Source organism: Anaeromicrobium sediminis (assembly GCF_002270055.1).
GTDB lineage: Bacteria > Bacillota > Clostridia > Peptostreptococcales > Thermotaleaceae > Anaeromicrobium > Anaeromicrobium sediminis.
On sequence record NZ_NIBG01000001.1, the window covers coordinates 38357 to 54124 of the forward strand.

The 15768-nt window shown below is 32.0% G+C and carries 17 protein-coding genes; all 17 read left to right on the forward strand.

Features of this window, described 5'->3' with window-relative positions; translation table 11 throughout:
- The first annotated feature begins 5 nt into the window (after positions 1-5).
- On the forward strand, positions 6-500 hold the full coding sequence (gene ruvC / locus CCE28_RS00175) for a crossover junction endodeoxyribonuclease RuvC (protein ID WP_095129766.1): 495 nt from the start codon (positions 6-8) through the stop codon (positions 498-500).
- Between the two features lie 16 nt (positions 501-516).
- Complete coding sequence (gene ruvA / locus CCE28_RS00180; protein WP_095129768.1) at positions 517-1113, forward strand: Holliday junction branch migration protein RuvA; 597 nt, start codon at positions 517-519, stop codon at positions 1111-1113.
- A gap of 28 nt (positions 1114-1141) precedes the next feature.
- Complete coding sequence (gene ruvB, locus CCE28_RS00185) at positions 1142-2140, forward strand: Holliday junction branch migration DNA helicase RuvB (RefSeq protein WP_095130792.1); 999 nt, start codon at positions 1142-1144, stop codon at positions 2138-2140.
- A gap of 11 nt (positions 2141-2151) precedes the next feature.
- Entirely contained in the window at positions 2152-3465 is a 1314-nt protein-coding gene (locus tag CCE28_RS00190) for a SpoIID/LytB domain-containing protein (RefSeq protein WP_141228291.1), read from the forward strand.
- An 11-nt stretch (positions 3466-3476) separates the two neighbouring features.
- Complete coding sequence (queA, locus tag CCE28_RS00195; RefSeq protein ID WP_095129769.1) at positions 3477-4502, forward strand: tRNA preQ1(34) S-adenosylmethionine ribosyltransferase-isomerase QueA; 1026 nt, start codon at positions 3477-3479, stop codon at positions 4500-4502.
- 27 nt (positions 4503-4529) lie between these two features.
- Positions 4530-5648 (forward strand): tRNA guanosine(34) transglycosylase Tgt, encoded by a 1119-nt coding sequence (gene tgt / locus CCE28_RS00200; protein WP_095129771.1) that lies wholly within the window; start codon positions 4530-4532, stop codon positions 5646-5648.
- Positions 5649-5717: 69 nt separating this feature from the next.
- Positions 5718-5987 (forward strand): preprotein translocase subunit YajC, encoded by a 270-nt coding sequence (yajC, locus tag CCE28_RS00205; RefSeq protein ID WP_095129772.1) that lies wholly within the window; start codon positions 5718-5720, stop codon positions 5985-5987.
- A 226-nt stretch (positions 5988-6213) separates the two neighbouring features.
- The gene (rny, locus tag CCE28_RS00210; protein WP_242972875.1) at positions 6214-7755 is read left to right on the forward strand and encodes a ribonuclease Y; all 1542 of its coding nucleotides are present in this window, start codon (positions 6214-6216) and stop codon (positions 7753-7755) included.
- A gap of 230 nt (positions 7756-7985) precedes the next feature.
- The gene (gene spoVS, locus CCE28_RS00215) at positions 7986-8246 is read left to right on the forward strand and encodes a stage V sporulation protein SpoVS (RefSeq protein ID WP_095129775.1); all 261 of its coding nucleotides are present in this window, start codon (positions 7986-7988) and stop codon (positions 8244-8246) included.
- A gap of 114 nt (positions 8247-8360) precedes the next feature.
- Entirely contained in the window at positions 8361-9188 is an 828-nt protein-coding gene (locus CCE28_RS00220) for a PHP domain-containing protein (protein WP_095129777.1), read from the forward strand.
- Positions 9189-9246: 58 nt separating this feature from the next.
- Positions 9247-10677: an adenylosuccinate lyase gene (gene purB, locus CCE28_RS00225; protein ID WP_095129779.1), complete on the forward strand. Its 1431-nt coding sequence runs from the start codon at positions 9247-9249 to the stop codon at positions 10675-10677.
- Between the two features lie 114 nt (positions 10678-10791).
- Entirely contained in the window at positions 10792-11190 is a 399-nt protein-coding gene (locus CCE28_RS00230; RefSeq protein ID WP_095129781.1) for a TIGR04086 family membrane protein, read from the forward strand.
- A 58-nt stretch (positions 11191-11248) separates the two neighbouring features.
- Positions 11249-11395, forward strand: a complete 147-nt coding sequence (gene scfA / locus CCE28_RS00235; RefSeq protein WP_095129783.1) for a six-cysteine ranthipeptide SCIFF — start codon at positions 11249-11251, stop codon at positions 11393-11395.
- Between the two features lie 197 nt (positions 11396-11592).
- Positions 11593-12942 (forward strand): thioether cross-link-forming SCIFF peptide maturase, encoded by a 1350-nt coding sequence (scfB, locus tag CCE28_RS00240; protein WP_095129784.1) that lies wholly within the window; start codon positions 11593-11595, stop codon positions 12940-12942.
- A 12-nt stretch (positions 12943-12954) separates the two neighbouring features.
- The gene (locus tag CCE28_RS00245) at positions 12955-13467 is read left to right on the forward strand and encodes a gamma carbonic anhydrase family protein (RefSeq protein WP_095129786.1); all 513 of its coding nucleotides are present in this window, start codon (positions 12955-12957) and stop codon (positions 13465-13467) included.
- Between the two features lie 28 nt (positions 13468-13495).
- Positions 13496-14743, forward strand: a complete 1248-nt coding sequence (gene secD, locus CCE28_RS00250) for a protein translocase subunit SecD (RefSeq protein WP_095129788.1) — start codon at positions 13496-13498, stop codon at positions 14741-14743.
- Positions 14744-14760: 17 nt separating this feature from the next.
- On the forward strand, positions 14761-15642 hold the full coding sequence (gene secF / locus CCE28_RS00255; RefSeq protein ID WP_095129790.1) for a protein translocase subunit SecF: 882 nt from the start codon (positions 14761-14763) through the stop codon (positions 15640-15642).
- Positions 15643-15768: the final 126 nt, after the last annotated feature.

Consider the following 15768-nt stretch of genomic DNA (forward strand, 5'->3'; position numbering starts at 1 on the left):
TGTGGATGAGAATCTTAGGAATAGACCCAGGTATAGCTATAGTAGGATATGGAATAATTGATTATGTGGGAAATAAGTTTAAAACAGTAGATTATGGAGCCATAACTACAGATTCTAAAATGAAAACATCAAAAAGGTTAAAGGTAATATATGATTCATTACAAGAACTTATACAAGTTCATAAGCCAGATGTTATTGCAATTGAGGAATTATTTTTTAACAAGAATGTTAAAACGGCTCTTATAGTAGGCCATGCAAGGGGCGTATGCATATTGGCTGGAGAAAATTTCAACTTAAACATATTTGAGTATACACCTCTACAAGTAAAACAGGGGATAGTTGGATATGGTAGGGCTGAGAAAAAACAAGTTCAGATTATGGTAAAGACCCTTTTAAATTTAAAGAGTGTGCCTAAACCAGATGATGTGGCAGATGCATTGGCTGTGGCCATTTGTCATGCCCATTCAGGAAAGTTTGGAGATTTATTCAGTTTAAAATAGAGTGGAGGATGTAGTTATGTTTGCTTATATAAAAGGCTCCTTAGAGTATAATGGTGGAGATCATATAATAGTTGAGAACAATGAAATTGGATATAAGGTATTTACAACAAGTTTTTCTATAAGTGAATTTATTAAAGGCGAAGGAAATATATGTGTATATACGAAAGTTGTAAATAGAGATGATGAAATGAATATATATGGATTTTCATCAAAAGATGAGATGGATATGTTTAATAAATTAGTAAGTGTATCTGGTGTAGGAAGTAAAATGGCACTTGGAATATTATCATCCATAAGTCTAGGCCAATTAGTTGGAGCTATTGTGGCTAATGATACTAAAGAACTTACAAAGGCTCAAGGGGTAGGGAAGAAAACTGCTCAAAGGATAGCATTAGAATTAAAGGATAAGGTAGATAAAAACTTAGCATTAATCCAACCAAGTTTTGATGATTTTATAACACCGATTGAAAATCATGTGGAAGAGGCAACTGAGGCACTTATGAGTTTAGGATATAAAAAATCAGAAGTACAAAATGCTATAGGTAAAATAAGGGTTGATAATTTAAAGGTTGAAGATATAATAAAAGAGGTGCTAAAAATTCTTTCACTATAGGAAAGGGAGGCATATATAATTGTATAATATGGAAGATGATAGAGTCATAACTAGTTCTTTGAAAAACGAAGACTGTGAAATAGAGAATAATTTAAGACCTAAAAGTATAGGTGAGTATATAGGCCAGGAGAAGGTAAAAGAGAAGTTAAATATATTTATAGAAGCAGCTAAGATGAGAAATGAGGCTTTAGATCATGTATTGTTATATGGACCACCAGGCTTGGGAAAAACAACCCTTTCTAGTATTATATCCCATGAAATGGGTGTAAACTTAAAAATCACATCTGGTCCTGCCATAGAAAGACCTGGAGATTTAGCGGCCATATTGACTAATCTAAGTGAAAATGATGTTTTATTTATAGATGAAATACATAGATTGAGTAGAAGTGTAGAGGAAGTATTATATCCTGCCATGGAAGACTATGCACTAGATATTATTATAGGAAAAGGTCCAAGTGCTAGGTCTATAAGATTGGATTTAAGTAAATTTACTTTAATTGGAGCTACAACTAGGGCAGGGCTTCTAACATCACCACTTAGGGATAGGTTTGGTGTCATATGTAAACTAGAACTATATAAACCAGAAGAATTAGGAGAAATTATAATTAGATCTGCTAATATACTAGGTATTTTAATAGAAAAGAGCGCTGCAATTGAAATTGCAAGAAGATCTCGTGGTACACCAAGGATTGCCAACAGAATTTTAAAGAGAATAAGAGATTTTGCACAAGTGAAAGGCAATGGCATGATAACTCATGAAATAGCTAATAATGGTTTAAAGTTATTAGAGGTTGATGAATATGGATTAGACAATACTGATAGAAATATATTAAGAACTATAATTAGTAAATTTAGTGGTGGACCTGTAGGTTTAGATACCCTTGCTGCGTCCACGGGAGAAGAAAGAACTACAATAGAAGATGTGTATGAACCTTTTTTACTACAATTAGGATTTATAGAAAGAACTCCAAAGGGAAGAAAAGTTACTAAACTTGGATATGAACATTTAGGTATTAAGTGGGAATAGGAGAATAGAACATGAAAAAGTTTATGGGTTTGTGTGTAATTATAATTTTTATTGTAACGAATACTTTTTTTGCAAGTGGACAAGTTCAAATTCCAGCCACAGTTAAAGTGGGAATAATATTTGGCAGTAATGAAATTGATAATATTAAGCTAGAAGGAGATTCAAAAATAACCATTGTAAAAGATGGAAATATAATTGATGAAGGTTCCATATTCATATTAAAAAAAGATACTGGAAATACTTTGAAAGTAACAAATAAAAATGGTAATGAAATACTTAAATATGATGTAAAGAAAGATAAAATCTCCTTTAAAGGGGAAAAAATAATAAAAGTAAATGGTCAAAGCTATAGAGGAAACATAATAGTGGATAGATATTATAATAGTGATTTGACTATAATAAATGAACTAGAAATTGATGAATACCTATATGGGGTCTTACCAAAGGAAATTTCTGGATCATGGCCTATGGAAGCACAAAAGGCTCAGGCTGTAGCAGCAAGAAATTTTACTCTAGTAAAATTAGGCTCCCATAGGGGACTGGGATTTGATTTATGTGATACTACCCATTGTCAAGTCTATGGTGGTTTTTCTGTAGAAAATAGCCAATCTAATAGGGCCATAGATGAAACAAAAGACCAAACACTAACTTATAATAGGGAACCTATTTCTGCATATTATCATTCTAATAGTGGTGGGAAAACTGAAAATATGGAGAATGTATGGTCTGCAAAGGTAGAATATATAAGGAGTGTAGAAGACCCATACTCCATAGGTGCACCTAATGATTCTTGGGAAAAAGTTTATTCAAAGAATGAAATAGAAGATATATTAAATAATGGTGAGAATTATGTAGGAGAGTTGAAAAGTATAAAAATAAAGACTAGAGCAGAAAGTGGAAGAGTTACTGAACTAGAGATTATTGGAGATAAAGATGAAATAATTCTACAAAAGGATAAAATAAGAAAGGTATTTGGTTATAATAATATAAAGAGCACCTGGTTTAATATAAAGCATGATGGGGACATGAATAAAATAGCTTTACAACAACCCTATGAAGATCCTAAAAATGTCAATATGGAAAAGGTATATGTTATAAGTGATGAAAAAACTGTGAAAGTAAAGGATGAATTATACATATACAATGGTGAAACTAAAGGAAAAGTTGATTTTCAAAATGTTTCAGGAGATTATTTGTTTGTTGGAAGAGGATGGGGCCATGGATTAGGTATGAGCCAATGGGGTGCTAAGAAAATGGCAGAAGAAGGATTCTCCTATGAAGAAATACTAATGTTTTACTATAAAAATACACTACTAGAAAGATAAGGGGCATGACAATGAACAAAAGTGATTTTTATTTTGACTTACCAGAGGAATTAATAGCTCAAACTCCCATAAAAGAGAGAGATACTTCTAAATTAATGGTGGTAGATAGACAAACTGGTAATATAGATCATAAACAATTTAAGGATATTATAAAGTATTTAAAAGCAGGAGACTGTTTAGTCTTAAATAACACAAAAGTATTACCTGCAAGATTATTTGGAGCCAAGGAACATACTGGTGGGAAAGTTGAATTTCTATTACTAAAGAGAATAGAAGGCAATAAATGGGAGACCCTAGTTAAGCCTGGGAAAAAGGCAAAACCAGGAGATGTGATAGTGTTTGGGGACGGTATTTTAAAGGCAAATATACTAGAAGTAGGACAAGAAGGGTCTAGAATAGTAGAGTTTGTATATAAAGGAATATTTGAAGAAATATTAGACCAGTTAGGAAGTATGCCTCTACCCCCATACATTAAGGAAAAATTAGATGAAAAGGAAAGATATCAAACTGTATATGCTAAAGAACAGGGTTCGGCAGCAGCACCTACTGCAGGTCTTCATTTTACTAAAGAGTTAATAGAAGATGTTAAGAATAAGGGGGTTAAAATTGCTTATGTGACCCTTCACGTGGGACTTGGTACTTTTAGGCCAGTAAAGGCAGATAGTATATACGATCATAAAATGCATGAAGAATTGTATATTATAGATAAGGAAGCGGCAGACATAATAAACAAAACTAAAGAAGAGGGTGGCAGGGTTATATCAGTAGGAACTACTTCCACAAGAACTTTAGAAAGTGCAGCAGATGAACTTGGAAAAGTAAAAGCTGAAAGCAGATGGACTGACATTTTCATGTATCCAGGATATGAATTTAAAGTAGTGGATGGTATAATAACAAATTTTCATTTGCCAGAGTCCACATTGATAATGTTAGTAAGTGCTTTTATGGGAAGAGAAAGAACATTAAATGCATATGAAGAAGCTATTAAAAATAAATATAGATTTTTTAGTTTTGGAGATGCAATGTTTATAATATAGTCATAGTAAGTTTAGGAGGAATAATTAATGGCAATTAAATACGAATTAATTAAAGTATGTAAACAAAGTGGAGCAAGGCTTGGGAAAATACATACACCCCATGGAGTTATAGAAACGCCTATTTTTATGCCAGTAGGAACACAAGCTACTGTAAAGGCCATGACACCAGAGGAGTTAAAAAAGATTGAAGCACAAATAATATTAAGTAATACATATCATCTATATTTAAGGCCAGGTCATAAGCTAGTAGAAAAAGCTGGTGGTCTTCACAAATTTATGAATTGGGATAAACCAATTTTAACGGATAGTGGTGGATTTCAGGTGTTTAGTTTAGGGGATTTAAGGAAAATATCTGAAGAGGGAGTTGAATTTAGATCTCATATAGATGGATCAAAGCATTTTTTGAGTCCAGAGAAGGCTATTGAAATAGAAAATTCACTGGGAGCAGACATAATAATGGCTTTTGATGAATGTGCTCCATATCCTGCAGATAGACAATATGTGAAAAATTCATTAGAAAGAACTACAAGATGGTTAAAAAGGTGTATAGATGCTCACAAATATCCAGAACGTCAGGCACTTTTTGGAATAATTCAAGGTGGGATGTATAAGGATTTAAGACATCAAAGTTTGAATGAAATTCTTTCATTTGATTTGCCAGGATATGCCGTGGGAGGACTTAGTGTAGGTGAACCAAAGGACTTAATGTATGAAGTGTTAGAATATACTACTCCTCTTATGCCAAAGGACAAACCAAGATATTTAATGGGAGTTGGAAGCCCTGATTGTTTAATTGAAGGAGTTATAAGAGGAATAGATATGTTTGACTGTGTCCATCCTACTAGAATAGGGAGAAATGGAACAGCCATGACTTCAATTGGTAGAGTTGTAATTAAGAATGCCAAATATGCAGAAGACTTTATGCCACTTGATCCAAATTGTGATTGTTATACATGTAAAAGCTATTCAAGAGCATATATTAGACATTTATTCAAAGCAGGTGAGATTCTAGCATCAAGGTTAGTTACTTACCATAACTTACATTTCTTGCTAAACTTAATGAAAGAAATAAGACAGGCAATCATGGAAGATAGGTTATTAGATTATAGAAGAGAATTTTTCCAAAAATATGGATATACTTTGTAATTAATAGAGGGATTTTTCATATGGATGTAGAAATAAGTTAAAGACCATAGTTAAAGGAGGAAGGATTAAATGCAACAACAATTTATGCAACCTATTATAATGACAGTGGTGTTTATCGCCATATTCTACTTCTTTATAATAAGACCGCAAAAGAAAAGAGAGAAAGAAGTAAAGGACATGAGATCTAATCTAAAAGTTGGAGATTATGTAGTTACAATTGGTGGAATCCAAGGAAAAATATCTAAAATTAAAGAAGACGATATCACTATGGAAGTTGGCTCTGACAAGGTTAAATTAAGGATAGCTAGATGGGCTATAGGTAACGTGGTAAATAAGTAATTCTAAGTGGGGCAAGAGGTTACATGCCCTTAAGTTCAGCTTGACAGTATATAAAAAAAGATATACAATTATAACAGATATTGGTGTGTGGAGTTTATAATTATGGAAGAAACCTAGTTAGTATTTTAAATTTTTACTATAATAATAAAATAGTGGAAGATTTAAAAACCGAGGATTCTCGGTTTTATTCTTTATCTGACTCTTTATCAAAAGGGAGGTGTGAGATATTAGTCAATTATACATTATAGCAATATCAGCAGTAACTGCTGGGATAGGTATAGGCGTAGGGTATTTAGTAAGGAAAAATATCGCTGAAGGAAAAATTAATAATGCAGAGAAAAAATCTGAAGAAATAATATTAGAAGGAAGAAAAAAAGCAGAAACTTCTAAAAAAGAAATGCTTCTTGAAGCAAAAGAGGAAGTTCACAAGTTAAGAAATGAACTAGAAAGAGAAAGTAGAGAACGTAGAAATGAACTTCAGAGATCAGAAAGAAGATTGGTCCAAAAGGAAGAAGCATTAGATAGAAAATCTGATAACTTAGAAAAGAAAGATGATATCTTAAACAGAAAGATTAAGGATGCAGATTCTAAGAGAGATGAAGTTGGCAAAATGCTTCAAAAACAAATGGAAGAACTTGAAAGAATTTCAGGATTAACATCAAATGAAGCTAAAGATTTGTTGTTAAATGAAATAGAAAAAGAAGTTAAGCATGAAGCTGCTATAATGATTAAGGATATAGAGCAAAAGGCAAAGGACGAAGCTCAAAAGAAGGCAAAGGAAATCATTGCTTACTCTATACAAAAATGTGCAGCTGACCATGTGGCAGAAACTACAGTATCAGTGGTTAATTTACCTAATGATGAAATGAAAGGTAGAATAATTGGTAGAGAGGGTAGAAATATTAGAACCCTTGAAACTTTAACTGGTATTGACTTAATTATTGATGATACTCCAGAAGCAGTTATCCTTTCAGGATTTGACCCAATACGACGCGAAATAGCTAGAATAGCCCTTGAAAAATTAATTGTAGATGGTAGAATACATCCAGCTAGAATTGAAGAAATGGTGGAAAAAGCTAAAAGAGAAGTAAATGAAATAATTAAAGAAGAAGGAGAGCAAGCTACCTTCGAAACAGGAATACATAGCTTGCATCCAGAGTTAGTTAAATTATTAGGTAGATTAAAATACAGAACTAGTTATGGACAAAATGTATTAAAACATTCTATAGAAGTATCTCATTTAGCAGGTGTAATGGCCGCTGAACTAGGTGTTGACGTGAAACTAGCTAAAAGAGCTGGACTACTTCATGATATAGGAAAATCTATAGACCATGAAGTGGAAGGAACTCATGTTGAAATTGGAATGAATTTACTTAAAAAATACAAAGAGTCTAGTGAGGTTATTCATGCCATGTCTACACATCATGGAGATTATGAACCTCAAACTATAGAAGCAGTTTTAGTGACTGCAGCAGACGCCATATCAGCAGCAAGACCTGGAGCAAGAAGAGAAACACTAGAAACTTATATTAAGAGATTGCAAAGATTAGAAGAGATAGCTAATGATTGTGGTGGTGTTGAAAAATCATTTGCTATTCAAGCTGGTAGAGAGATTAGAATTATGGTTAAGCCAGATGAAATGAATGATGGAGACATAATTTACTTAGCGAGAGAAATTACTAAAAAAATCGAAAGTGAATTAGAATATCCAGGACAAATTAAGGTGAATGTAATAAGAGAAACTAGAGCTATAGAATATGCTAAATAACATAAAAAAAGGAAACCTTTCTAGGTTTCCTTTTTTAATATTCTTGTTTTGTCATTTAAAGTTCAATATCCCCAATTGCCATGGGTTCAACAGTTTTTTTATAAATAAAAATTCTTTTGAATTTTTTAATATTATTTATAAAAAAGAAGGAATTGAACCCAGAACGTAGAATATATATAGAGAACAAATGTTAAAAAAAACCAAAATCAAAACTTTAGGGGGGCGTAATCATGGAAGTATTAAAAGTATCAGCAAAATCAAGTCCAAATTCTGTTGCAGGAGCACTAGCAGGAGTTTTAAGAGAGTGCGGAGGCGCTGAAATTCAGGCTATAGGTGCAGGGGCTCTAAATCAAGCAGTAAAAGCTGTAGCAATTGCTAGAGGTTTTGTCGCTCCAAGTGGTGTAGACTTGATATGCATCCCTGCATTTACTGATATAATGATTGACGGGGAAGAAAGAACAGCTATTAAATTAATTGTTGAACCGAGATAGTTTAGTATGATTATGGATAAACCTGCTTTTAAGCAGGTTTTTTTCATTTGAGGAATAGGTAGAATAATAAAAAAAAAAATTAAGGTAATAATAATTAAGCGAGAAGGTGATAAAATGGAAAAAATAGATATGCATGTACATACTACTGCATCAGATGGAGTTTTTACTCCCAAAGAAATAATAGAATGGGCTTTAAGATTAAATCTTGCAGGAATTGCCATAACTGATCATGATACGGTAGAAGGAATAAAAGAGGCCTTTGAATTTCTAAAAGATAATACTGATTTTTTGTTGATTCCTGGGATTGAGTTTAGTTGCTTGTATAAAGATTCTGAAGTACATATACTAGGCTACTTTATAGATTATGAAAATGAAGAATTAAATAGAATCTGTAGAAAAATAAAGGATGCAAGAAAAAATAGGGCAACAAAAATAATAGAAAAATTAAGAACTGAAGGTATTGATATAACTGAAGATGATATTAGCAAAATGGGTCATGTCGAGTCAATTGGAAGACCCCATATTGCTAGGATTATGGTGAAAAAGGGATATGTAAAGGATATAGAAGAGGCCTTTCATAAATGGATTGGAAGAAATAAAGTGGCTTATGTGGAACGATATAAAATATCCATTAAAGAGGCCGTTGGCTATATTAAGGGAGCAGGAGGTATTGCAGTGTTAGCCCATCCTGGTCTATTAAAAGAGCATATAGATCTATTGGATATTTTAAATTTGGACATTGATGGGGTAGAAGTTTATCATACTAAACATACAGAAGAAAAATGCGAACAATTACTAAAGATAGCAAAAGAAAATGAAAAGTTCATAACAGGAGGGACTGACTTTCATGAGCCAGCCTATAACTGTAAACCCCATTTGGGGGAAATACATATAAAAAAAGAAGAAATAGAAAAAATGTTAAGAAAAACTCTAGAAAAATAAAAAATATATAGTATAATTGATAGAGTAAAAAGTTTTTAATTGAGAGGAGTACAAGAAATTGTCAAATTTATATGAGAATCCTTTAATCAGTAGATATGCAAGCAAAGAGATGGCTGAGACTTTTTCAAATGATGAAAAGTTTAGTACGTGGAGAAAATTATGGATAGCATTAGCAGAGTCACAAAGAGAACTGGGACTAAACATTACAGAGGAACAAATTGAAGAAATGAAGGAATTTTGTGAAAACATAAATTACGATGTGGCAAAACAAAGAGAAAAGGAGACTAGACATGATGTTATGTCTCATGTATATGCGTTTGGAGTACAATGTCCAAATGCTAAGCCAATTATTCATCTAGGGGCTACTAGTGCTTATGTGGGAGACAATACAGATGTGATAGTTATTAGAAAGGCTTTAATGCTAATTAAGAATAAACTTGTGAATTTAATAAATGAATTGAGTAAGTTTGCATTTGAATATAGAGAGATTCCTACACTTGGATTTACTCATTTTCAACCAGCCCAATTAACTACAGTGGGGAAAAGGGCTACCTTATGGATTATGGAACTAATAATGGATTATGAAGATTTAGTTTATACTATTGATAGTTTGAGATTTAGAGGTGTAAAAGGTACCACAGGTACTCAAGCAAGTTATTTAAATTTATTTAACAATGACCATAAGAAAGTAGAAAGCTTAGATAAATCAGTAGCCAAGAAAATGGGATTTGACAGAGTATTTCCTGTTACTGGACAGACATATAGCAGAAAACTTGATTATAAAGTTTTATCTGTATTAAGTGGAATCGCACAATCGGTACATAAAATGACTAATGATATAAGATTACTGCAACATTTAAAAGAAGTAGAAGAACCATTTGAAAAAAAGCAAATAGGTTCGTCTGCTATGGCATATAAAAGAAATCCTATGAGAAGTGAAAGGGTTGCGTCCTTAGCAAGATATGTAATGTCTAGTTTAGGAAATACGGCCATGACTAGTTCTACACAATGGTTTGAGAGAACTTTAGATGATTCTGCCAATAGGAGAATTAGTATACCACAAAGTTTTTTAGCCACGGATGCTATTTTAAAAATATGTATTAATATTAGCCAGGGTATGGTGGTAAATGATAAGGTTATAATGAAACATATTATGGAAGAGCTACCTTTTATGACAACGGAAAATATTATAATGGAATCAGTAAAAAGAGGTGGAGATAGACAAGAACTTCATGAAAAAATAAGAGAATATTCCATGGAAGCAGCTAAGGAAGTAAAACAAAAGGGAAATAAAAATAATCTTTTAGAGATGATTGCTAATGATGAAGAGTTTGGTTTATCAAAGAAAGATATTGATAAATTAATGGATCCAAAACTGTACATAGGAAGATCCAAAGATCAAGTAGAAGAATTTATAAAAACTGATGTATCTCCAATTATAGAGGAAAATAAAGGAGCATTAGGAATTAAGGTAACTTTAGAAGTGTAAGATATAAAAGTCAATTTGAAAAAATTGACTTTTATTTTTTTATGCATAATTGCATAGTAATAATTAGCCTACTATTTGAATACATATGTATAAGTAATTAGTGGAGGTGTTACTATGTCATATAAAAATAAAATTAAAACTGGTAGGGAAAAATTCTTTTGGACTTATGTAAAAGGAATTTTTATGGCTTGTATGTTAATGCTAATAATGTTTGTACTTCTTGCCTTGTTAATTACATATACTAGTGTATCAGAAAGTATAATTCCTATAGCAGCTACTATAAGCTTATTGATAACGGCCATGATAAATGGTATGTACGTGGCTGGAAAAAGAAAAAAGAAAGGCTGGTTAAATGGTATAATTGCAGGGATTATATATATGTTAGTAATTTTATTCCTAAGTTGGGTATTTATGAAGGAATTTAAATTAAGTATTTCCATATTATACAAGAGTATTATGGCCTTAGCTTCCTCTAGCATAGGAGGTATGATAGGGGTGAATTTAAACAAATAACTTTGACATAACTTATCTTTGTGTTATAATTTAGTGGAAAGTCTTTTAAGGGAGGAATATTAAAATGAAGCACATTAAAACTTTAAGTAAAGCTACTTTAAAGGATAGCGCTCACAAAGGTGGATGTGGCGAATGTCAAACATCTTGTCAATCGGCATGTAAAACTTCATGTACTGTTGCAAACCAAGAGTGTGAAAATAGATAGTACATACTAGAAAAACAGTAATATGACAATATTACTGTTTTTTAAATACTTTATATAAATAATATGCCCTTAGGGAGTTATATATAGATCTTAGTTAGTAATGGTTAGTTAATATGTAGTCTATAAAATTCTAGAGAATTAGCCACTAATATGAACAACCATACCAATTAGATACATAATATTAGGAGGTTTATTTAATGATACATAAGTTTCAGCATAAAGACACAAAAATGGTTTTAGATGTGAATAGTGGAGCTGTTCATGTGGTTGATAAAATCATATATGACATACTAGATTGGTATAAGGAAAATAGTGATGATATGATTATGGACAAGCTTAAGGATAAATATCCTGTAGCGGATTTAAAGGAAGCCATAGAGGAACTTCATTTATTAGAAAAAGAAGGACTTATTTATTCAGAAGATAATTATTCTGATCATCCTACTTTTATAAATAGAAAACCTGTAGTTAAAGCTCTCTGTCTTCACGTAGCCCATGATTGCAATATAAGATGCAAATATTGTTTTGCTTCTCAAGGTGATTTTAAGGGAAATAGATTATTAATGAGTGAGGAAGTAGGAAAGAAAGCCCTTGATTTACTAATAGAGAAATCGGGAAACAGAAGGAATCTGGAAGTGGATTTCTTTGGTGGGGAACCTCTTATGAACTTTGAGGTGGTAAAGAATCTTGTTGAATATGGAAGAAAGAGAGAAAAGGAATTTAATAAAAAATTCAGATTCACCATAACTACAAATGGTGTATTACTTGATGATGAAAAAATGGAATATATAAATGAACATATGGACAATGTGGTTTTAAGCATAGATGGTAGAAAAGATGTTAATGATAATATGAGATACACTATAAATGGTAATGGAACTTATGATATTATAGTTCCTAAATTTAAAAAGTTTGCCGACATGAGAGGTAATAAAAACTATTATGTAAGGGGCACCTTTACAAGAGAAAACTTAGATTTTTCTAAAGATGTACTACATCTTGCAGATTTAGGTTTTGAACAAACATCTGTAGAGCCTGTAGTTGATAGTGAAGAAAACAACTATGCCATTAGAGAAGAGGACTTAGATACTATATTTGAAGAATATGAGACATTGGCAGATGAATACGTTAAAAGAATAAATGATGGGAAAGGCTTCAACTTTTTCCACTTTATGATAGATTTAAATCAAGGTCCTTGTGTTATAAAAAGGTTATCTGGATGTGGAGCAGGATCAGAATATCTTGCAGTTACTCCAGAAGGAGATATATATCCATGTCATCAATTTGTAGGCAATGAAAAGTTTAAGATGGGAGATGTATTTACAAAAAACGTAAATGAAGATTTAGGACATGTATTTAAAAATGCCCATGTATATAACAAAGAGAAATGTAACGATTGCTGGGCAAAGTTCTATTGTAGTGGCGGTTGTCATGCCAATGCATTTAATTTTAATAACGACATAAATGAGCCTTACGATATGGGATGTGAGATGGAAAAGAAAAGGATTGAATGTGCATTAGCAATACATGCTAATCTATCAGAATAGGAGGAACATGAAATGATAATACCCTATGAAGGACATGAGCCAAATATCCATGAAAGCTGTTATGTATCCAGTAATGCTACAATTATAGGAAAAGTTATACTTGGGAAAAATGTAAACATATGGTATGGTACCGTTATTAGGGCTGATGATAATTATGTAACTATTGGAGAAAATACTAATATACAGGATAATTCTACTATTCATATATCAAGTGAATATGAAACTCGAATAGGGAAAGATGTTACAGTAGGCCATGGAGCCATAGTACATGCTTGTACAGTTGGAAATAATGTGCTGGTTGGTATGGGCGCAATAATTTTAAATGGAGCTAAAATAGGAGACAATGTAATAGTAGGAGCAGGAACATTAATTCCACCAGGAAAGGAAATTCCGTCTAATACATTAGTTATGGGATCTCCTGCAAAGGTAGTTAGAGAACTAACACAGGAAGACATAGAAAGAATAAGAAAGTCAGCGCAAGATTATATTAATTTAGCTAATAGGCATAAAAAAGCTGATAAATAAAAAATAGGGAGCGTTAGGAGGACAAAATATGAACTTAAAAAATGCCGTTATACTTATATTACTTATATGTTTAACAGTAACGGGAGCAGTAGCTGGTTTTAAGGGACTTGAAGTTGGAAATGTAAAAATAAAACCTATTAAGGATATGATGCAATTAGGATTAGACTTAAAAGGTGGAGTATATGTGGTACTTGAGGCAGAAACGGATGCTACTGGAAATGATTTAGATAAAATTATGAATCAAACTAAAGAAGTACTAGAACGTAGAATTGATGCAATGGGACTTACTCAACCTAATGTGAATAGAGAAGGGGACAAGCGAATTAGAGTAGAGCTTCCTGGAGTTTCTGATTCTAATGAGGCAATTAAAGCTATAGGTAAAACAGCACAATTACAATTTGTGGATAAAGAAGGTAAAGTAATACTAACAGGAAATGATGTGAAAAATGCAGAATTAATGTTCCAAACTGATAAGGGAAATTTACCTGTAGTTTCTTTAGAGTTTAAATCTGAAGGGACAGAAAAATTTAGGGAAGCTACAAAAGAGGCAGCTATTAATAAGGATCCGATCATAATAGTATTAGATAATGCTGTCATATCTGCACCAAGGGTTAATAGTGAAATTCCAAATGGAAAGGCCATTATAGAAGGTGATTTTACAAGGGAAGAAGCAGCTAATTTAGCAGCCTTAATTAGAGGTGGAGCATTGCCTGTGGAGTTAAAAGAAGTTCAATCATCAGTAATAGGACCCACTTTAGGATTAGATTCTCTTAATCAAAGTGTAAAAGCAGCTTTGTTTGGTATAATAGGCGTATTTATATTCATGTTAATTGTATACAGATTACCAGGTCTAATAGCTAATTTAGCTTTAGTTATATACATATTAGTAGTATTATGGTCACTAATAGGATTTAATGCGGTCTTAACATTACCAGGAATTGCTGGATTGATACTTTCTATAGGTATGGCCGTAGATGCGAATGTAATTATATTTGAAAGAATTAAAGAAGAAATAAGAAATGGCAAAAGTATTAGAGCAGCTATTTCATCTGGTTTCTCAAGAGCCTTTAAAACCATATTAGACTCAAACATTACTACACTAATAGCAGGTGTTGTATTGTATCAATTTGGTTCAGGCCCAATTAAGGGATTTGCAGTAACTTTAATGCTAGGTATAGTGGCAAGTATGATTACTGCTTTAGGCGTAACAAGACTAGTACTAAATATTGCGGCCAATTCTAAAGGATTAAATAATCCTAAATTTTATGGGGCATAGAAAGGAGCGAGAGATAAATGAAAGTTATTGAAAAATCAAAAGTTTGGTTTGGACTTTCTACTGCCATTATTGTATTAGGTTTAATAATGGGAATGATAAGTGGATTTAATTTAGGAATTGACTTTACTGGTGGAACTATGATGCAGATACATATGGGAAAAACAGTACCAGTAGATGAAATAAAAGATACTATAAAAGAATTTGAATTAGATGCAGATGTGATCCATGCAGGTACTAATAAAGAAGAAATAATTTTAAAGACTAAGAAAGATTTAAATAGTGAAAGTAGACAAGAAGTATTTAATAAGATAAAGGAAACTTATAATTTAAAGGATGAAGACTTCAGGCAAGCAGAGCAATTTGGACCAAGTATAGGTAAAGAAATTCAGTCAAAGGCTATCCAGTCTATTTTAATTGCATCCGTATTAATGCTTATATATATTAGTTTTAGGTTTGAATTTAAATTTGGTGTGGCAGCCATATTAACATTAATACACGATATTCTAGTGGTATTAGCATTATTTGCCATATTTAAAATACCTATTAACAATTCCTTTGTTGCAGCTATGTTGACAATAGTTGGTTATTCTATAAACGATACAATAGTTGTGTTTGATAGAATACGTGAAAATATTAGATTCTTAAAGAAGAAAAACTATGGATTATTAGTAAATGAAAGTATTAGTCAAACAATTGTTAGATCAATAAATACTTCTGTAACTACCTTAATGACTATAACTTTCTTGTATATCCTAGGAGTGGAATCTATAAAGGAATTTGCATTACCCCTAGTATTAGGAGTAGGAGTGGGAACTTATTCATCCATATTTATTGCCAGTCCTATATGGGTAATGTGGAAAAATTATGAAGTTAGAAAAAAAGGTTATGGTGGCAGATAAATTATAACTAACTAGATTGAAAGTGGTGATTAATATAAATTATCACCATTTTCTCAGTTATATAAATATTTATTCTCAAGGATAGTATTGAATGAAGAAAACATATATTTTATAATGAATTATACA

Bases quoted from the DNA above. Each gene is read 5' to 3' on its own strand.
- CCE28_RS00245 (WP_095129786.1), top strand. From the start codon at position 12,955: ATGATAATACCCTATGAAGGACATGAGCCAAATATCCATGAAAGCTGT.
- ruvA (WP_095129768.1), top strand. From the start codon at position 517: ATGTTTGCTTATATAAAAGGCTCCTTAGAGTATAATGGTGGAGATCAT.
- secF (WP_095129790.1), top strand. From the start codon at position 14,761: ATGAAAGTTATTGAAAAATCAAAAGTTTGGTTTGGACTTTCTACTGCC.
- queA (WP_095129769.1), top strand. From the start codon at position 3,477: ATGAACAAAAGTGATTTTTATTTTGACTTACCAGAGGAATTAATAGCT.
- CCE28_RS00220 (WP_095129777.1), top strand. From the start codon at position 8,361: ATGGAAAAAATAGATATGCATGTACATACTACTGCATCAGATGGAGTT.
- yajC (WP_095129772.1), top strand. From the start codon at position 5,718: ATGCAACAACAATTTATGCAACCTATTATAATGACAGTGGTGTTTATC.
- tgt (WP_095129771.1), top strand. From the start codon at position 4,530: ATGGCAATTAAATACGAATTAATTAAAGTATGTAAACAAAGTGGAGCA.
- CCE28_RS00190 (WP_141228291.1), top strand. From the start codon at position 2,152: ATGAAAAAGTTTATGGGTTTGTGTGTAATTATAATTTTTATTGTAACG.
- ruvC (WP_095129766.1), top strand. From the start codon at position 6: ATGAGAATCTTAGGAATAGACCCAGGTATAGCTATAGTAGGATATGGA.
- ruvB (WP_095130792.1), top strand. From the start codon at position 1,142: ATGGAAGATGATAGAGTCATAACTAGTTCTTTGAAAAACGAAGACTGT.
- secD (WP_095129788.1), top strand. From the start codon at position 13,496: ATGAACTTAAAAAATGCCGTTATACTTATATTACTTATATGTTTAACA.
- spoVS (WP_095129775.1), top strand. From the start codon at position 7,986: ATGGAAGTATTAAAAGTATCAGCAAAATCAAGTCCAAATTCTGTTGCA.
- CCE28_RS00230 (WP_095129781.1), top strand. From the start codon at position 10,792: ATGTCATATAAAAATAAAATTAAAACTGGTAGGGAAAAATTCTTTTGG.
- scfB (WP_095129784.1), top strand. From the start codon at position 11,593: ATGATACATAAGTTTCAGCATAAAGACACAAAAATGGTTTTAGATGTG.